Genomic DNA, 17,143 nt, shown 5'->3' on the forward strand with positions numbered 1-17,143 from the left:
CGGAGCCGCGGCTCCGCCGTATTCGTCCGATAGCCTACTCGTCGCTGCCGTTTTCCAGGACGCCGAAGTCGCCGGACTTGGTATCGCCGTCGGCGAGTTCGAAGCCCTCGGCCTTCAGACCTCTTCGCAGCAACTCGCGGATCGCGGCGGCCCGGCTCGGCATGCGCGTGCTGAAGCGCCAATCGTCGATGGCCTTTCGTTCGTGCGAGCTCAGCATGATCTGCAGACGTTCCTCGCGTGACCTGTTCATCCTGGCCCCCGGCATTTCATCAGCGTCATATGTAGTGTGAGGCACAACTGACGACAAGTTAGTAAGTGACGGAAAACGCGACATGACCGTCGGTTCCGTCAATGTCACATAGGGAAACGCCTGCGCCCTGTGAGTCGGCGGGGACTCTACGACGCACGCCAGGCGTACTACCTTACATCGCAACGATACCTGTGGCTGTCTTGGCCGGAGGGTCCGGAAAGACGCGAAAGGAGCGTGAAACCATATGGCGATGCAAGATCGCCTTTCCCCGCAGTTCGATCCAATCTTATTGCACGCAAACGGCAGATACATCGTGGTGGACGACTGCGAGAACGCGATCGAGTTCGCAAGAGAGGCCTGGCAGTTCGGCGGTGACCAGGCAACGGAATGGATTGGTGTCCACGAAGCGCTGATCCAGGCACTGGAATCGGGCCGCACGGAAGCATTTGGCGATGCGGTCAAGCGGTTCAGGAATGCTGCGCACGTGTCCGGCTGGCTCGATCCCCATCCCATGATCACTGCCAATGATCCTGATGCCGGGATCGTTTCGCCCAGGGATGCGGCGTTGCGCCGCGCCAGTGAGCGCAAGAGGGCATAGGCCCTCCCACCCCAATTGAGCCGGGCCCCTTGCCGGAAGGCTCTAGGCTTCGAGCGACCCCGGTACCCGTGGCTCAGCCAAGGGTCGCAATGCGGCAACGAAACGTCGCATGCAATTCATTTGACAGAAATTGCGAACCCGCCTACGTCCATCCGTGGGACACCCCTCCCCAACGAGGGGCTTCTATCTGGAAGGGTAGGCTGACATGACCACATCGACGAAACCGGCCATCCGGCCGGCAAATCCGAATTTTTCTTCCGGCCCCTGCTCAAAGCGACCGAACTGGTCGCCTGAGCTGTTGCGGGATGCCCTCGTCGGGCGCTCGCACCGCTCCAAGCCTGGCAAGGAGCGCCTCCTCAGGGCCATCGAGCAGACGCGCTCGGTTCTCAAGGTTCCCGCCGACTACAAGATTGCCATCGTGCCGGCCTCCGATACCGGGGCCGTAGAGATGGCGATGTGGTCGCTGCTCGGCGAGCGCGGCGTCGACATGCTAGCTTGGGAGAGCTTCGGCGAGGGCTGGGTCACGGACGTCGTCAAGCAGCTCGGCCTCGACGCCCGCATCCTCAAGGCGCCTTACGGAGAACTGCCGGATCTCGGCGAGGTCGATTTCTCCCGCGACGTCGTCTTCACCTGGAACGGCACCACCTCCGGCGTGCGCGTCCCGGACGGCGACTGGATCGCCGCCGACCGGACCGGCCTCACGATCGCGGATGCGACCTCGGCGGCCTTCGCCCAGCGGCTCGACTGGCAAAAGCTCGATGTAGCGACCTTTTCCTGGCAGAAGGCGCTCGGCGGCGAGGCGGCGCATGGCATGCTGATCCTGTCGCCGAGGGCGGTCGAGCGGCTGGAAAGCTACACGCCGGCCTGGCCGCTGCCGAAGATCTTCCGGCTGACCAAGGGCGGCAAGCTGATCGACGGCGTCTTCAAGGGCGAGACGATCAACACCCCGTCGATGCTGTGCGTCGAAGACTATCTGGATGCGCTGGACTGGGCGGAATCGGTCGGCGGTCTCGACGGGCTCGTCGCCCGGGCCGACGCCAACACCGCGGCCATCGCCGCCTGGGTGGCGGCAACGCCGTGGATCGACTTCCTGGCAGCCGATGCTGCGATCCGCTCCAACACCTCGGTGTGCCTGGCCTTCACCGATCCCGACATTTCCGCGATGCCGGTGGCTGACCAGTCTGCGTTTTCCAAGCGCGTCGCCGGTCTGCTCGACCGGGAGGGCGTCGCCTACGACATCGCGCACTATCGCGATGCCCCGCCCGGTTTGAGAATCTGGTGTGGTGCCACCATCGAAACGTCCGATGTAGAGGCCTTGACGCCCTGGATCGATTGGGCCTTCGCCGCCGCCAAGGCCGAAATCGCCAAGGCCGCCTGAGCGGCTGCTTCCAACACAACTGTCGTCATTCCGGAAGCCGCATCAGCGGCTATCCGGGATCGGAGAGCCACAGGCCCTCCGCGGCTCTCCGATCCCGGCTTTCCGCTCCGCGACGGCCGGGATGACGAAGGAGAGTTCGGAGGCCGGAAACAAACGAAAGGTTCGCAATGCCCCCCCGCGTCCTCATCTCAGACAAGCTGTCAGCCGCCGCCGTCCAGATCTTCAAGGACCGCGGCATCGCGGTCGACTTCGAACCCGAACTGGGCAGCGACAAGGAGGCCTTCGCCGCCCGTGTCGGCGACTATGACGGCCTGGCGATACGCTCCGCTTCCAAGGTGACCGAGAAGGTCATCGCGGCCGCCGGCAACCTCAAGGTGATCGGCCGGGCCGGCATCGGCGTCGACAACGTCGACGTCGCCGCCGCCACCAAGCGGGGCATCATCGTGATGAATACCCCGTTCGGCAACTCGATCACCACGGCGGAGCACGCGATCTCGCTGATGCTGTCGCTCGCCCGCCAGATTCCCGCAGCCGATGCCTCGACCCAGGCCGGCAAGTGGGAGAAGAACCGCTTCATGGGCGTCGAGGTCACCGGCAAGACGCTCGGCGTCATCGGCTGCGGCAACATCGGTTCGATCGTCGCCGACCGCGCGCGCGGACTGCGCATGAAGGTCATTGCCTTCGATCCCTTCCTGACGCCCGAACGGGCAGTCGAACTGGGCGTCGAGAAGGTCGAGCTCGATGATCTGCTCACACGCGCCGACTTCATCACCCTGCACGTCCCGCTGACCGACAAGACGAAGAACATCCTGTCGCGCGAGGCGCTGGCGAAGACCAGGAAGGGCGTGCGAATCATCAACTGCGCCCGCGGCGGACTGGTCGACGAGGCGGCGCTGCGCGAGGCGCTGGAGTCCGGCCATGTCGCCGGTGCCGCCTTCGACGTCTATTCGGTGGAGCCGGCCAGGGAGAACGTGCTGTTCGGCGCGCCGAACGTGATCTGCACGCCGCATCTCGGCGCCGCGACGACCGAGGCGCAGGAGAACGTCGCCCTGCAGGTTGCCGAGCAGATGTCGGACTACCTGCTCACCGGCGCCGTCACCAACGCGCTCAACATGCCCTCGATCAGCGCAGAGGAGGCGCCGCGCCTGAAGCCGTTCGTGACGCTGGCAGAGCAGCTCGGCTCGTTTGCGGGCCAGCTCACCGAGACCGGCCTCAAGGGGATCCGCATCGAATTTGCCGGCGATGTGGCCGAGATGAATACCAGGGCCCTGACCTCGGCTGCAATCGCCGGGGTGCTCCGGCCGCTGCTGCAGGACATTAACATGGTTTCGGCGCCGGCGATCGCCCGCGACCGCGGCATCCGCATCGAGGAGGTCCGGCGCGAGCAGCAGGGCGCCTACGAGAACTACGTCCGGCTGACGGTGATCACCGAGCGCCAGGAGCGTTCGGTCGCCGGAACGGTGTTCTCCGACGGCCGACCCCGCATCATCCAGATCAAGGGCATCAACATGGAGGCGGAACTGGCCCCGCACATGCTCTACATCACCAACGAGGACAAGCCGGGCTTCATCGGCGCGCTCGGCATGGTGCTGGGCAACGCCGGCGTCAATATCGCGACCTTCAATCTCGGCCGCCAGGCGCGCGGCGGCGACGCGATTGCCCTCGTGGAGATCGACGACGCGCTCGCCCCCGACGTGCTCGCCGCCGTCGAGGCGCTGCCGCACGTCCAGCAGGCGAAGCCGCTGGCGTTCTAAGGGGCACGGCTGCGGCAGCGATGCCGGCCTTCGGTTCGCGGAAGGCCGCGCATCAGCCGACCCGGCGATCGGACGTCGCTGCCTGATGGGCAACTGGACGCCGGCGGCGGCGCACCTACTTACCCGGCATGCGAGCAGCTGTCCTGATAATCGGATTACTGCTGCTTCTGCCGAATGCGGCGCGCGCCGAACTGTCGGAGCAGGAGCTGTGGGCCGCGTTGCGCGGGGGCGGGCATGTCGTCCTGATGCGCCACGCCAACGCGCCCGGCACCGGGGATCCGGAGGAATTCCGCATCGATGACTGTTCGACCCAGCGAAATCTGGACAATCGCGGGCGTCTTCAGGCCCGGGCAACTGGCGCTGCCATGCGGGCCAACGGCATCGAGACCCTGGAGGTGCGGTCGAGCCAGTGGTGCCGCTGTGCGGAGACGGCGGAACTGCTCGACCTCGGTCCGGTGGTGGCCGACCCTGCGTTGAATTCCTTCTTCTCCGACAGGGGCTCCGGTGCGCAGCAGACGGCGGCTGTCCGCGACTATATCGCCGAGGTAACGCCGGGCTCGCCGACCCGGCTGCTGGTGACGCACCAGGTCAACATCACGGCCCTGACGAAGATATTCCCCGCTTCGGGAGAAATCGTCGTCATCCGCCCGACCGGAGATGGCGGCGAGGTGCTGGGCAGGCTCGGCCCATTCCCCAGGTAGGCTCAGCTGGCGGAACCCTCCACCAGCCGCTCCAGCTTGCCGAGCGCGATGTCGTCGGCTTCGCCATAGGCGATCGTGCCGACGAACCTGCCGTTGGCGTCCATCAGGAAGACCGTGGCGGTGTGGTCCATCGTGTACTCGCCGTCTTCCTGGTCGACACGGCGCGAATAGACTCGCCAGGCCTTCGTCATCGCCTCGACCTGCTCCGGCGACCCGCTCAGCCCCACGATGCGCGGGTCGAACGGCGAGATGTAGTCGCTCATGACCTGCGGTGTGTCGCGTTGCGGATCGACGGTGACGAAGGCGACGTTCAGCTTGTCTGCGTCCTCGCCCAGTTCGCCGAGATAGGTCGACATCTCGTAAAGCGTTGTAGGGCACACGTCGGGACAGTGGGTGAACCCGAAGAAGTAGACCGACGGCTTTCCGAGGAAATCTGCCTCCGTCACCGTCTCGCCGGTGTGGTCGACCATCTCGAACGGGCCGCCGACGGAAGCGATGCCGGGGCCGTCACCGGGTGTCCCCAGGACGGCCTCGCGGGCGTCGTCGGAGACCAGAACGGCGATAGTGATTCCGGCCACCAGCACCACGAGAAGCCAGGCTGTCCAGCGAATGGCACGCATCGGTTCCGGTCTCCTCGGGTTCAGTTGGTCTGGCCGTGCTTGTGCGGCATGTCCTTGGCGCCCACCGGCGACGTCGAAAACTCCACTGCAACCTCACCGGACTTCTCGAAGACCAGGACGGCGGGAACCCTCTCCCCCTCCTTGAAGCCGTCGGTGACTCCCATGAACATGATATGATAGCCGCCCGGCTTCAACTCGACCGTGGCACCGGCCGGAATCTCCAGGCCTGTCTCGAGCTCCCGCATCTTCATCACCCCGCCGTCCATGGCCATTTCGTGGACCTCGCCGCGGTCGGCGCGCGGCGAGGTGACCGCGAGCAGCGTGTCGGCAGTGTCGCCGTCGTTGGTGATCACCAGGAAGCCGCCGCCGACCTTTGCGCCCGGCGGCATCGCCCGTGTCCAGGGATGACCGATCGTGAGGTCCCCTGCCTTGTAGTCGTGCGCCCCGGCCGGTCCGGCAACGGGAAGGATGGCCGCGAATACGGCCGCGAGGATGTACTTGCGCATGTCTGTCTCCTGAATGCGGCGGAGTGCATTCCGCCAAGGTGCGTCGTGGATTCGGTCAGACGGACCTTGCAGGAGGTGCGCGGATCGCGCCGGGCGCGTCCGGGGCTGCGGCAATGTTGGAGGCGGCCGCATGCGGCCGCATCGGCGCGCCGAAGTCGAGCGGCAGGCCGTCCTGTGCGACGGCAAGGGCGGCAAGGCCGATGCCGCCGGCGTGGACGCAGCCAGTGGCGCAGCAATTCGTTTTCTCGTGCCCGGGTCTGGTGTCCGGCGCGCTCGCCGGATCGGCGACCCGCGCAAAGCCGCTGCCCGTGCAGATGACCGTCGTCCCGTCCGCCAGACGGAAGCTCGAAAAGGCGCCGGCCACGCCCCCGGCCGAGAGCAGGCCGGGCATCAGGAAGGCGAGAATGGCCAGCACGGCGAACGGATGCCGCTCGCGGATCAGGGTCTGGATGATGCCGGCCGATCTCATGAGGCCAGTCTAGCGGCTATCCGGCGGATGCAATTGCGGCATTCGGGCGCGGGCGTCCGGCGGTGCCTCAGGGCATCGGGATCGGCTGGCCGCGAGCCGGCACGTCGTAGCCCTTCTGGACTGCCGGCCGCTCCGCGATGCGGGTGTACCAGTCCTTCACGTTGGGAAATTCGTTCAGGTCGATACCCTGCCACTCGAATCGCGAGGCCCAGGGCCAGGTCGCGATATCGGCCATCGAGTACTCGTCGGCCAGGAAGTCGCGCCGCTCCAGGCGCCGGTCGAGCACGCCGTAGAGCCGCTTCGCTTCCTTGGCGTAGCGCTCTTCGGCATATTCCGCCTTGCCCTTGTTGAAGTGCAGGAAGTGGTGGGCCTGACCCAGCATCGGGCCGAAACCGCCCATCTGCCACATCAGCCACTCGACCGCGTGCCAGTGTCCGGCCTCGCTGGAGGGCATCAGCTTTCCGGTCTTCTTGGCGAGATAGAGCAGGATCGCCCCCGATTCCATCAGGGACAGGCCGGTGTCGCCGTCGACGATGGCGGGAATCTTGTTGTTCGGGCTGATCTTCAGGAAGGACGGCGCGAACTGGTCGTCCTGCATGATGTTGATTTCGTGGAGGTTGTACGGCAGCCCGAGCTCTTCCAGCGCTATCGAGACCTTGCGGCCGTTCGGCGTGGACCAGGTGTAAAGATCGATCACGGCGGTCTCCCCATTCGTACGGATCGTGACATGCGCCGGTCGATATCCGGGACTCAAGCGCGACGGGCGGCCACTCTACACGCGGTCGCCTGGATTTGAAGGGCACTGCCGCAACAGCGCTCCCGCGGACCTGTCCCAAGTACCCTCAGGATCAGCGTCTGCTGCCGGCCAGTTCCACCAGTTTGGCAATGGTGTTCATGTTGCGTGCCGTCCCGGATGCGGCGGCAGGGATCTTCAGTTTCGAGCGACCCATGCCGGACGTGTAGTGCACATAGATCTCGCGTGCGCCCGGAACGATCTCCTCGTCCGTCATGCCGCGGACGTCCTCCAGCGCGCCGGCGCGCGGCGGTTCGTCGAGGAAGATCGCGACCGTCCACTTCGCGGCCCTGTCGGAGAAGGGATTGCGATCGAGGACGGCCGCCATTTCGGCGGCGGTGCGGACCAGTACCCCGACCGGCCTACCAGCGTAAGCCTCGAGCCGGGTCCGAAGCGCCATCTTGACCGCCATCTCGTCCTTTTCGCTGTCGAAGACGACGTTGCCGCTGGCAATATACGTGCGTACGCCGGTCAGCTCCGCGTCCTCGCATATCGCCTTCAGCCTGGCCATCGGCAGCTTGCCGGTGCCCCCGACATTGATGGCGCGCAGCAGTGCCGTATAGGTCGTCATCCGGTAGATGGTTCCCCCGCGGCCTCTGACCCCGGCCTACTTCAGCTCCACAGCATACTCGCCGACCGGCACCGTTTCCTCGATAAGCCCGCGGTCTTTCATGAAATCTCCGAACCGTTCGTAGCGGGTCCGGTCGAGCGCGGCGGGGCGCTTGGCGAAGCGGGGCAGGGTGTCGAACCAGGCCCTCTTGTTGAGCTCGTTGTCGAGGTCGGGATGTGCGGCGACGAACAGGTCCCAGCCTTCCTCGGGGTGATTGGTGAGCCAGATCGTCGCCTCCTCGATCGCAGCGACGAAGCGCGGCAGGCGATCGTCCTCCAGCATGTCGTTGCGGGCGAGCAGGACCAGTTCGTCGTACACCGGGACACCAACCTCCTCGGGATAGAACGCCCGTCCGGGCCGGCCGTCGATGTCCATCTGGTTGAGCTCGAAATTGCGGAAGGCGCCGATCACCGCGTCGACCTGTCCGGCGTAGAGCGACGGTGACAGCGAGAAGTTGACGTTGACCAGTTCGACGTCGTCGAGGCTGAGGCCGGCCCCCTCCAGCATGGTGCCGAGCAGGGCGTCCTCGAAGCCGCCGACCGAAAAGCCCACGGTCTTGCCCTTCAGGTCGGACATTTCCGTGATCGGACTGTCTTCGAGCACGACGAGGGCGTTCAGCGGCGTCTCCACCAGGGTCGCGATGCGCGACAGCGGGAGGCCTTCCTTGACCTGCATGTAGAGGTTGGGCTGGTAGGAGATCGCCACGTCCGCCTGGCCTGCCGCGACCAGGCGGGGCGGAGCGGCCGGGTCGGCCGGCGCGATCAGTTCGACGTCCAGCCCGTGCTCGGCGAAGGTGCCGCGCTCGGCGGCGACGACCAGCGGTGCATGGTCTGGATTGACGAACCAGTCGAGCAGGACGGTGAGCCGGTCGGCGGCAGACGCCGACAGGGGCATCAGGCAGACAAGCACGGCGAAGGCGAACAAGATCGGACGCATGGAAATCTCCGTAGTTCTCAGGTTTCGGTTTCTTCGATCCAGGGCACCATCCGGCGGGTGAGCCCGTCGACGACAGCCCGGATCACGAGAGCCATCAGGGCAAGGAGGAAAAGCGCGGCGAACAGGACGTCGGTCTGCACCCGCGCGTTGGCCTGCAGCATGACGAAGCCGAGGCCGGCCGAGGCTCCCACCCATTCGCCGACGACCGCGCCGATCGGCGCGACGGCCGCAGCGACCCTGAGGCCGGAGGCAAGGCCGGGCAGCGCGGAGGGAAACCGGACAAGCGCCAGCGTGTCGAAGCGGCCGGCGCGGGAGATCGCGGCGAGGTCCAGCAGTCCCGGATCCGTACGGCGCAGCCCGTCAAGGAAGGCGGAGGCGACGGGAAAGAAGATGATCAGGGTCGCCATGACGATCTTCGAGGCCATGCCGAAGCCTAGCCAGATCACCAGGAGCGGTGCGATCGCAAACACCGGCAGCGCCTGGCTGGCCACCATCAGCGGGAGCATGACCCGGCCGGCGGCCGGAAACAGGCTCGCCGACAGTGCGGTGATCATTCCCAGAGCCGTACCGGCAACCAGGCCGAGCACGATCTCCGCTCCGGTGACTGCGGCATTGGTTGCGAGGAACCCGGCCTGTGCGAACAGCGCTGTCGCGATCCGGCTCGGCGGCGGCAGAATGTAGGCCGGCACGGCCAGGACCGTGACGAGGGCCTGCCAGGCGCCGAGTATCAGCGCTGAGATTGCCAGCATGCGTAGCAGACGCATGGAGAGCGACCGCCTAGTGGCCGCGTGGCGTTGCGGCTGGGTCCGGCGGCTGCGAATTTGGCGAAGGATGCATCTTGGATCTCCGCTTCTGACGACAGGGAGATCCGGGGACTCTAGGCTTAGGGGAGATCAGGCTCGGTCGACTGAGGTTCCTGTCCCTTCGCCGGCATGACCCGGATCAGGTTCGAAGGGTTCGGCCGGTCCGCACATCGCGGCATGACCATCTCAGCTCCGTTCGGAGCACCCCTCGGAACGACGGAAAACATGGAGCAGGTCGGCGGCGAAGGCAAGTGCGAAGACCGCGATACCTGCCATCGCCTTCCGGCTGCCCGCTATTCGCCCCAGGCTGCGAAGGCTTCGTTGAAGACCCGGGTGCCGGTTTCGCCCTTGGCGAGCGACAGCATCGCCCGGCCGCCGTCCTCGTAGATGATCGGCACGTCGATGAAGCCGCGCGACTTCATTTCCTCGATGTTGCGGGTCTGGTCGAGTTCCGATTCCGACAGACCGACGAGGAAGTAGCCGTCCATCACCGGCACCACCGCACCGACCAGCGGCTGGCCCGTCGACCGCGGCGTCGCCTTCATGATCAGGCCCGGTACGTTGGAGATGCCGCCGTTCGTGAAGTTGGGCCCGGTCTCGAACACCAGCTCGACGAGATGGCTGGCCGGCAGCGCCTGGTCCTCGTTGCGGCGGATGCTGACAGAAAGGGAAATATCCTTCTCCGGCACCCGCACGGTGCCGCGGATGACCTTTTCGGTGCCGCCGATCGCCTCGGTGTCGTCAGCGAGGACCCAGTCCACCGAGCCGCCCAGCGTCGAGGCGGGAGTGACGCCGGCGGCGCTCTCCTCGATCAACAGCGCCTGGGCGACCCGATCGCCATCCGCCGCGGTCGCCGGCGGCGGCGACTGCGGCTGGCTTGCCGGCGCCGAGGTCGAAGGGGATGGGGTTTGCGGTTCGGAGGTTCCGGACTGGCCCTGTGCCGGCTGCTGCTGGTCGGGCGTGTCAGCGTCGCCCGGCAGGCGATCGGCGATCTTGCCGCCGTCCTCGGTCGCGTCGCCGGAACTCAGCGAGTCGACGATCTGGGAGACGGTGTCGCGCTGCCAGAAACCGACGCCGGCGATGCCCACGATCACGAGCCCCAGGATGATCCACGCGACGAAGCGGCCCGATCCGCCCTTCTCGGCCACGTCCTCCTCGTCGTAATACTCCGTCTGCCGGGATGCGCGGCCCGGGGGGGTGTCGTATTGCGCCGAGGCCGCCGGCTCGTGGCGGGACGCGTAGGAATCCTCCCACCCGCCCGCATCGGCGGCGGCGTGATCGGTCTCGGGCGTCTCGTAGTCGTGAGATGGCGGATTGTGAGGCGGCGGCGGAGCGGGCTGGAATCCACGGTCGGGTGTGGCGGGCGCGTGTGCGCCGGATGACGCGGCAGCGGCGGCGGCAGAGGCGGATGCCTGTGCACCGGCTGCAGGAGAACTCGTCTCGGGTTCGGTCCTCTCCTGCGCCTCCTCGGAGTCGGCGCCCGCGAACTCCTTCTCGAGATCCTCGATCGCCTCGTCGAGCCCCCTGATCTGACGGTCGACTTCCTCGGGGCCGAGCGGCGGCTCGATCGCTTCGAGCTGCGCGCGCAAGGCCGTCCGGGCCTTGCCGTAGATGGCCTGGCGCGTGGCTTCGGTGTTGTTGTCGAGGTTCCCCACCGCCCGCCGGAGAACCGAAACGAAATCAGCCATTTTTCGTACTTTGCTTTCCTGAGGTGCTCTTAATCCTCAAACGGATCGTGAACAAGAATTGTGTCTTCCCTGCGCGGGCTCGTCGACAGCAGCGCGACCGGTGCGGCGATCAGTTCCTCGATTCTGCGTACGTACTTGACCGCCTGGGCCGGGAGCTCGGCCCAGGACCGCGCGCCTTCCGTGCTTTCCGACCAGCCTTCGAACGTTTCGTAGATCGGTTCGACCCGCGCCTGTGCGTCGCGCGACGCCGGCAGGTGATCGACGGATTTGCCGTCGAGCCGGTATTCCACACAGACCTTGATCTCGTCAAATCCGTCGAGGACGTCGAGTTTGGTGAGGGCGATGCCGTGGATGCCGCCGGTGCGGATCGCCTGGCGGACGAGGACGGCGTCGAACCAGCCGCAACGGCGCTTGCGGCCGGTGACGGTGCCGAATTCGTGGCCGAGTTCGCCGAGCCGGTTGCCGATCTCGTTGTCCTGCTCGGTGGGGAACGGACCGCCGCCGACGCGGGTGGTGTAAGCCTTTGTTATACCGAGCACATAGCCCAGCGCAGACGGCGCGCTGCCGGTGCCGGTGGCCGCCTGGGCGGCGACGGTGTTCGACGAGGTGACATACGGATAGGTGCCGTGATCGATGTCGAGCAGGGTGCCCTGGGCGCCTTCGAACAGGATCCGGCGGCCGCCGCGGCGCTCGCTGTCGAGCAGTGCCCAGACCGAGCATGCGTGTGCCAGGATACTGTCAGAAATGTGCCGTAGCTCTGCCTCCAGTGTGTCAGCATCGACCTCCGGTCTGCCAAGCCCGCGGCGCAGCGCGTTGTGGTGAACGAGCAGACGCTCGACCTTGCCGGCGAGCCGGTCGGGCTCGGCGAGATCGCAGACGCGGATCGCGCGGCGGCCGGCCTTGTCCTCGTAGGCGGGGCCGATGCCGCGCTTGGTGGTGCCGATCTGGGCGGCGCCGGCGGCCTCCTCGCGGAACGCGTCGAGTTCGCGGTGCAGCGGCAGGATCAGCGTCGCGTTGTCGGCGATGCGCAGGTTCTCGGGCGTGATCTCGACGCCCTGTTCGCGCAGCCGGCCGATCTCGTCGGCCAGCGCCCACGGGTCGATCACCACGCCGTTGCCGATCACCGACAGCTTGCCGGGCCGCACGATGCCGGACGGCAGCAGGCTCAGCTTGTACGTCTTGCCGTCGACCACCAGCGTATGACCGGCGTTGTGGCCGCCCTGAAAGCGCACCACCACGTCGGCGCGCTCCGACAGCCAGTCGACAACCTTGCCTTTTCCCTCGTCGCCCCACTGCGAGCCGACGACTACGACATTCGCCATATATCCAGATTTCCCTGTGCGCCGCTTTACGCGTGTCCGGTTCGTTGCCTCGAGCCTTTCCCCCGGGCCAAAGGCGCGCGACTATAGCGACACTTTTGCGTCTGCGCGACTGTCCCAAACGGCTTTACATGGCAGCCTATAGCCGGTAGCGAAGCGCCTTTCCAAGCAACTTCCAAAAAGACCGATGCCAGGAAGGTTCGCCCGATTCGGCCAGTGGCTCTACGGCCAGGCCTATCTGCTGCTCACCCTCACGACGCTGTTCTGGGCCGGCAACATCGTGCTCGGCCGGCTCGTCGCCGGGCACGTTCCGCCGGTGGCGCTGGCGTCGGTGCGCTGGGGCGGCGCCTTCCTGATCCTGCTGCCGTTCGCCTGGCCGCACCTGAAGCGCGACTGGCCGGTGATCATGCGGCACATGCCGATGATGCTGGTGCTGAGCTTCACCGGCATCACGGCCTACAACACCATGGTCTATTTCGGCCTGCAGTTCACCGGCGCGCTGAACGGGGTGCTGCTGCAGTCCTCGCAGCCGCTGATCATCGCGCTGGCGACGTTCCTGATCTTCGGCGAGCGCCTGACGATGCGCCAGGCGGCCGGCATCCTGATCTCGCTGGCCGGCGTCACGGTGATCATCTGCCAGGGGGACATGGCGAGGCTCCTGGCCATCCACTTCAACTTCGGAGACCTGGTCATCCTCGCCGCCGTGGCCTTGTACGGGCTCTATTCGGCGCTCCTGCGCAAGCGGCCGTCGATCCACTGGATCAGCTTCCTGTCCGCCACCTTCCTGTTCGGCAGCATCCTGCTGGCGCCGGTCCTCGTCTGGGAGGCCTCGACAGGCTACGTGCCGACGCTCGACCTGATGACGGTCGCCGCCTGTCTCTACGTGGCGATCTTCCCCTCGCTGATCGCCTATGCGTTCTTCAACCGCGGAGTGGAACTCATCGGCGCCAACCGGGCAGGGCCGTTCTTCAGCCTGATGCCGCTGTTCGGGGCGCTGATGGCGGTGTTTTTCCTCGGCGAGCGGTTCGAACTTTTCCACGCGATCGGCATGGTCGCCATCCTGTCCGGCGTGGCGTTGGCGACGGCGCCGCCGCGCCGGCAAAAAAAGATCGATTCACCTGCGATTTCTTCTTGATTGTGAACAGCGAAGGGCATACCTCCGCGCTTGCCCAATATTCGCACGTGCCTGTGGTCGCCGGGCAACCGCGGTTTCTCCGTAGGGTGGCGGCTTAAAGCAACGACGGTGCGGGCTTTTTTGGTCTCTGCCGGCCCTCCAAAGGCCGGGGTCACTGAAGAGGCACACCATCCTTGCCCGACGTGCGGATCGGTTCTCCCGACCCAATCAAAGGCAACCAGGCTCCGGACGTGGAAACGGCCTGACGGCCGCGTTCGCGCATCCCGAGCATCGAAGTCGGCGTCGACGCTGACGGCACCCGCGTCTCCACACCGCGGGGCCGAAGGCATCCGTGCCGGCGAGGTTCAACCTTTCGGGAACGGGAGACGACCCGATGACCACCGACCGCATCCGCTCCTTCCTCACCGAGCGACGACCCGAGGGCCCCTGCCTGATCGTCGACCTCGACGTCGTTCGCGAAAACTACCAGGCCTTCGCGCACGCGCTGCCGGACACCCGCATCTTCTACGCGGTGAAGGCCAATCCGGCGCCGGAGATCCTCAAGCTGCTGGCCGAGCTGGGGAGCTCGTTCGATACCGCGTCCGTGGTCGAGATCGAACTGGCGCTCGCCGCCGGCGCGTCGGCCGACCGGATCTCCTACGGCAACACCATCAAGAAGGAGCGCGACATCGCGCGCGCCCACGAGCTCGGCGTGCGCCTGTTCGCCGTCGATTCCATCGCCGAGGTCGACAAGATCGTCCGGGCCGCTCCCGGCGCCCGGGTGTTCTGCCGCGTGCTGACCGACGGGGTGGGGGCGGACTGGCCGCTCAGCCGCAAGTTCGGCTGCGATCCGGCGATGGCGATCGAAATTCTCGAATACGCCCACCGCAACGGCCTGACCGCCGCCGGGGTATCGTTCCACGTAGGCTCGCAGCAGCGCGACACCGAGGCGTGGGACCGGGCCCTGGAGATGGCGGCAGGCGTCTTCCGGACGCTCGCCGAGCGCGGCATCCAGCTGACCCTGGTCAACCTTGGCGGCGGTTTCCCGACCCGCTACCTGAAGGACGTGCCGGTGGTCGGCGCCTACGGCGAGGCGATCTTCGGCGCTCTGCGTCGGCATTTCGGCAACCGCCTGCCGGAGACGATCATCGAGCCCGGCCGCGGCATGGTCGGCTCCGCCGGCGTGATCAAGGCCGAGGTGGTGCTGGTCTCCAGGAAGAGCGACGAGGACCCGCTGCGCTGGGTGTTCCTGGACATCGGCAAGTTCGGCGGCCTTGCCGAGACGATGGACGAGGCGATCCGCTACCCGATCCGCACCCCGCACGACGGTGGCGAGGTCGCACCCTGCGTGATCGCCGGTCCGACCTGCGATTCCGCCGACGTGCTCTACGAACGCGACCCCTATCACCTGCCGCTCGGTCTGGAGATCGGCGACGAGATCCTGATCGAGTCGACCGGTGCCTACACGACGACCTACGCGTCGGTCGCATTCAACGGCTTTGCCCCTCTGCAATCCTATGTGATCTAGGGGATACGACGATGATCATGATTGCATCCGAATACCCCCAGGACGGGGCGGAGATCGATGCGCTGCTGGACGATTCCTTCGGTCCGCGGCGTCTGATGAAGACCGCCGAGCGGCTTCGCGAAGGCCGGCGTCCCGCCGAAGGGCTGGCGCTGGTGGCGTTCGAGGGGCGCTCGCTCGTCGGCACCATCCGCCTGTGGAACATCGACGCCGGCAGCGCGCCTGCGCTGCTGCTGGGACCGGTCGCCGTGCGCCGGGAGCGGCGCAACCTCGGCATCGGTGCGAAACTGGTGGAGACCGCGCTGAAGCGGGCCACGGCCCAGGGCCACGGCGCCGTCATACTTGTCGGCGATGCTCCCTACTACGGGCGGTTCGCGTTCAGCCGGGAGCTGACGCGCGACCTGTCGCTGCCGGGTCCGGTCGACCTCGACCGGTTCCTGGGGCTGGAGCTTTACGCCGGCGCGCTCGCCGGGGCCAAAGGCATGGTCCGGGCAACCGGCGCGCTGGTGGAACAACCGGACACCGAGCCGTTCGCCGAGATGGACGCGCCGCGCGTGGCCCATCCGTACTGAGAGAAGAGACCCACACCGACCGCTGACAAGGAGGGCGCGCCCCTAAATGGCTGAGTGGACGACCCACGCGACATTCGACGGACCGATCGTGATGATCGGCTTCGGTTCCATCGGCACCGGCACGCTGCCGCTTATCCTCAGGCACATCGCGTTCGACAAGGCCGACATGGTGATCGTCGACCCGAGCGACGCGCACCGCCACATCGCCGAGGAGAACGGCGTCCGGTTCCTGCAGGAATCGATCACGCGCGAAAACTACAAGGACGTTCTCACGCCGCTTCTGACCGCCGGCGGCCGCAAGGGGTTCTGCGTCAATCTCTCCGTCGACGTCTCCTCGGTCGCGATCATGGAACTCTGCCTCGACCTCGGCTGCCTCTATATCGACACGGTGGCCGAGCCCTGGCTGGGCTATTACACGGATTCCAGCCTGACCGTGTCGCAGCGTTCCAACTACGCGCTGCGCGAGATGGTCCTCGACCTGCGCAGGCGGCGGCCGACAGGCTCGACCGCCGTGTCGTGCTGCGGGGCCAATCCGGGCATGGTGTCGTGGTTCGTCAAGCAGGCCCTGGTCAACCTGGCGGGCGATCTCGGTGTCGAATTCACGCAACCGGAAAGCCGCGAGGAGTGGGGCAGGCTCGCCCAGAGCCTAGGCGTCAAGGGCATCCACATCGCCGAGCGCGACACCCAGCGGGCGAAGTCGCCGAAGCCGCTCGAGGTGTTCGTCAACACCTGGTCGGTGGAAGGCTTCATCTCGGAGGGGCTGCAGCCGGCCGAACTCGGCTGGGGCACCCACGAGAAGGAGCTGCCGCCTGACGGGCGAGAGCACGACTTCGGCTCAGGCGCCGCGATCTACCTGATGCGGCCCGGCGCCGGCACCAGGGTGCGGTCCTGGACGCCGACGGCGAAGGCCCAGCACGGCTTCCTGGTGACGCACAACGAGTCCATCTCGATTGCCGACTACTTCACGGTGATGGACGGCGAGGAGGCGGTCTATCGTCCGACCTGCCACTACGCCTACCATCCCTGCAACGACGCCGTTCTGTCGCTGCACGAGATGGCCGGCCGCCAGTGGCAGGCGCAGTCGGAGCACGTCATCCTCGACGAGAAGGACATCGTCGACGGCATCGACGAACTCGGCGTGCTGCTCTACGGGCACGACCGGAACGCCTACTGGTTCGGCTCGCAGCTGTCGATCGAGGAGGCCCGCGAACTGGCGCCCTACCAGAACGCGACCGGCCTGCAGGTCACGTCCGCCGTGCTGTCCGGCATGATCTGGGCGATCGAGAATCCGGACAGCGGCATCGTCGAGGTCGACGAACTGGACTACCGGCGGTGCCTGGAGGTGCAACTGCCCTATCTCGGCCCGGTCGACGGCTTCTACACGGACTGGAATCCGCTTGCAGATCGCGGCGAGCTGTTCCCGGAGGACATCGATCCCGAGGATCCCTGGCAGTTCAGGAACGTGATCGTCCGGTAGCGACGACTTCCCCTGGCGGAACCGCCGGGA

The 17,143-nt window shown here is 66.5% G+C and carries 18 protein-coding genes and 1 riboswitch; of the genes, 8 read left to right on the plus strand and 10 right to left on the minus strand.

The features are described from left to right. Nucleotides 1–34: 34 nt before the first annotated feature. A complete protein-coding gene (locus V3328_RS21595; protein WP_340331798.1) occupies nucleotides 35–250 on the minus strand; it encodes a hypothetical protein in 216 nt (71 codons plus the stop codon). A 244-nt stretch (nucleotides 251–494) separates the two neighbouring features. Here V3328_RS21595 and V3328_RS21600 point away from each other — a divergent pair, with 244 nt between their 5' ends. The 4 genes from V3328_RS21600 (at nucleotide 495) to V3328_RS21615 (ending at nucleotide 4,681) form a co-directional block, all read left to right on the plus strand. Further along, nucleotides 495–848: a hypothetical protein gene (locus tag V3328_RS21600; RefSeq protein ID WP_340331799.1), complete on the plus strand. Its 354-nt coding sequence runs from the start codon at nucleotides 495–497 to the stop codon at nucleotides 846–848. A gap of 205 nt (nucleotides 849–1,053) precedes the next feature. Then, a complete protein-coding gene (locus tag V3328_RS21605; protein WP_340331800.1) occupies nucleotides 1,054–2,226 on the plus strand; it encodes a phosphoserine transaminase in 1,173 nt (390 codons plus the stop codon). A 167-nt stretch (nucleotides 2,227–2,393) separates the two neighbouring features. After that, a complete protein-coding gene (gene serA / locus V3328_RS21610; RefSeq protein WP_340331801.1) occupies nucleotides 2,394–3,980 on the plus strand; it encodes a phosphoglycerate dehydrogenase in 1,587 nt (528 codons plus the stop codon). A gap of 128 nt (nucleotides 3,981–4,108) precedes the next feature. After that, a complete protein-coding gene (locus V3328_RS21615) occupies nucleotides 4,109–4,681 on the plus strand; it encodes a histidine phosphatase family protein (protein WP_340331802.1) in 573 nt (190 codons plus the stop codon). Nucleotides 4,682–4,683: 2 nt separating this feature from the next. Here the strand turns inward: V3328_RS21615 and V3328_RS21620 are convergent, their stop codons facing one another. The 9 genes from V3328_RS21620 to V3328_RS21660 all read right to left on the minus strand — a co-directional run bounded on the left by V3328_RS21620 (nucleotide 4,684) and on the right by V3328_RS21660 (nucleotide 12,428). Next, nucleotides 4,684–5,301, minus strand: coding sequence for an SCO family protein (locus tag V3328_RS21620; RefSeq protein ID WP_340331803.1), 618 nt, complete (start codon nucleotides 5,299–5,301; stop codon nucleotides 4,684–4,686). 20 nt (nucleotides 5,302–5,321) lie between these two features. Beyond that, nucleotides 5,322–5,807: a copper chaperone PCu(A)C gene (locus tag V3328_RS21625; RefSeq protein WP_340331804.1), complete on the minus strand. Its 486-nt coding sequence runs from the start codon at nucleotides 5,805–5,807 to the stop codon at nucleotides 5,322–5,324. Between the two features lie 55 nt (nucleotides 5,808–5,862). Then, nucleotides 5,863–6,276 carry a hypothetical protein gene (locus tag V3328_RS21630; protein ID WP_340331805.1) on the minus strand — a complete coding sequence of 138 codons (414 nt, stop codon included), beginning with the start codon at nucleotides 6,274–6,276 and terminating at the stop codon, nucleotides 5,863–5,865. Between the two features lie 67 nt (nucleotides 6,277–6,343). Beyond that, entirely contained in the window at nucleotides 6,344–6,973 is a 630-nt protein-coding gene (locus tag V3328_RS21635) for a glutathione S-transferase family protein (protein WP_340331806.1), read from the minus strand. Nucleotides 6,974–7,124: 151 nt separating this feature from the next. Further along, nucleotides 7,125–7,640 carry a DUF1697 domain-containing protein gene (locus V3328_RS21640; RefSeq protein ID WP_340331807.1) on the minus strand — a complete coding sequence of 172 codons (516 nt, stop codon included), beginning with the start codon at nucleotides 7,638–7,640 and terminating at the stop codon, nucleotides 7,125–7,127. Nucleotides 7,641–7,676: 36 nt separating this feature from the next. Beyond that, nucleotides 7,677–8,615 carry an ABC transporter substrate-binding protein gene (locus V3328_RS21645; protein WP_340331808.1) on the minus strand — a complete coding sequence of 313 codons (939 nt, stop codon included), beginning with the start codon at nucleotides 8,613–8,615 and terminating at the stop codon, nucleotides 7,677–7,679. Nucleotides 8,616–8,632: 17 nt separating this feature from the next. Then, nucleotides 8,633–9,379 carry an ABC transporter permease gene (locus tag V3328_RS21650; RefSeq protein ID WP_340331809.1) on the minus strand — a complete coding sequence of 249 codons (747 nt, stop codon included), beginning with the start codon at nucleotides 9,377–9,379 and terminating at the stop codon, nucleotides 8,633–8,635. Nucleotides 9,380–9,516: 137 nt separating this feature from the next. Further along, nucleotides 9,517–9,637, minus strand: a riboswitch (TPP riboswitch). Nucleotides 9,638–9,711: 74 nt separating this feature from the next. Then, nucleotides 9,712–11,106: a hypothetical protein gene (locus V3328_RS21655; RefSeq protein ID WP_340331810.1), complete on the minus strand. Its 1,395-nt coding sequence runs from the start codon at nucleotides 11,104–11,106 to the stop codon at nucleotides 9,712–9,714. Between the two features lie 29 nt (nucleotides 11,107–11,135). Continuing rightward, complete coding sequence (locus V3328_RS21660) at nucleotides 11,136–12,428, minus strand: adenylosuccinate synthase (RefSeq protein ID WP_340331811.1); 1,293 nt, start codon at nucleotides 12,426–12,428, stop codon at nucleotides 11,136–11,138. Nucleotides 12,429–12,612: 184 nt separating this feature from the next. On the opposite strand from V3328_RS21660, the gene V3328_RS21665 reads away from it, so the two are divergent. From V3328_RS21665 to V3328_RS21680, 4 genes are all read left to right on the plus strand, one after another. Continuing rightward, nucleotides 12,613–13,560 carry a DMT family transporter gene (locus V3328_RS21665; protein WP_340331812.1) on the plus strand — a complete coding sequence of 316 codons (948 nt, stop codon included), beginning with the start codon at nucleotides 12,613–12,615 and terminating at the stop codon, nucleotides 13,558–13,560. 373 nt (nucleotides 13,561–13,933) lie between these two features. Next, nucleotides 13,934–15,067 carry a type III PLP-dependent enzyme gene (locus V3328_RS21670; protein ID WP_340331813.1) on the plus strand — a complete coding sequence of 378 codons (1,134 nt, stop codon included), beginning with the start codon at nucleotides 13,934–13,936 and terminating at the stop codon, nucleotides 15,065–15,067. A gap of 11 nt (nucleotides 15,068–15,078) precedes the next feature. Further along, a complete protein-coding gene (locus V3328_RS21675) occupies nucleotides 15,079–15,636 on the plus strand; it encodes a GNAT family N-acetyltransferase (protein ID WP_340331814.1) in 558 nt (185 codons plus the stop codon). Nucleotides 15,637–15,682: 46 nt separating this feature from the next. Next, entirely contained in the window at nucleotides 15,683–17,113 is a 1,431-nt protein-coding gene (locus tag V3328_RS21680; protein WP_340331815.1) for a homospermidine synthase, read from the plus strand. Nucleotides 17,114–17,143: the final 30 nt, after the last annotated feature.

This window comes from Microbaculum marinum (assembly GCF_037855135.1).
In the GTDB taxonomy this organism is placed as follows: Bacteria; Pseudomonadota; Alphaproteobacteria; order Rhizobiales; family Tepidamorphaceae; genus Microbaculum; species Microbaculum marinum.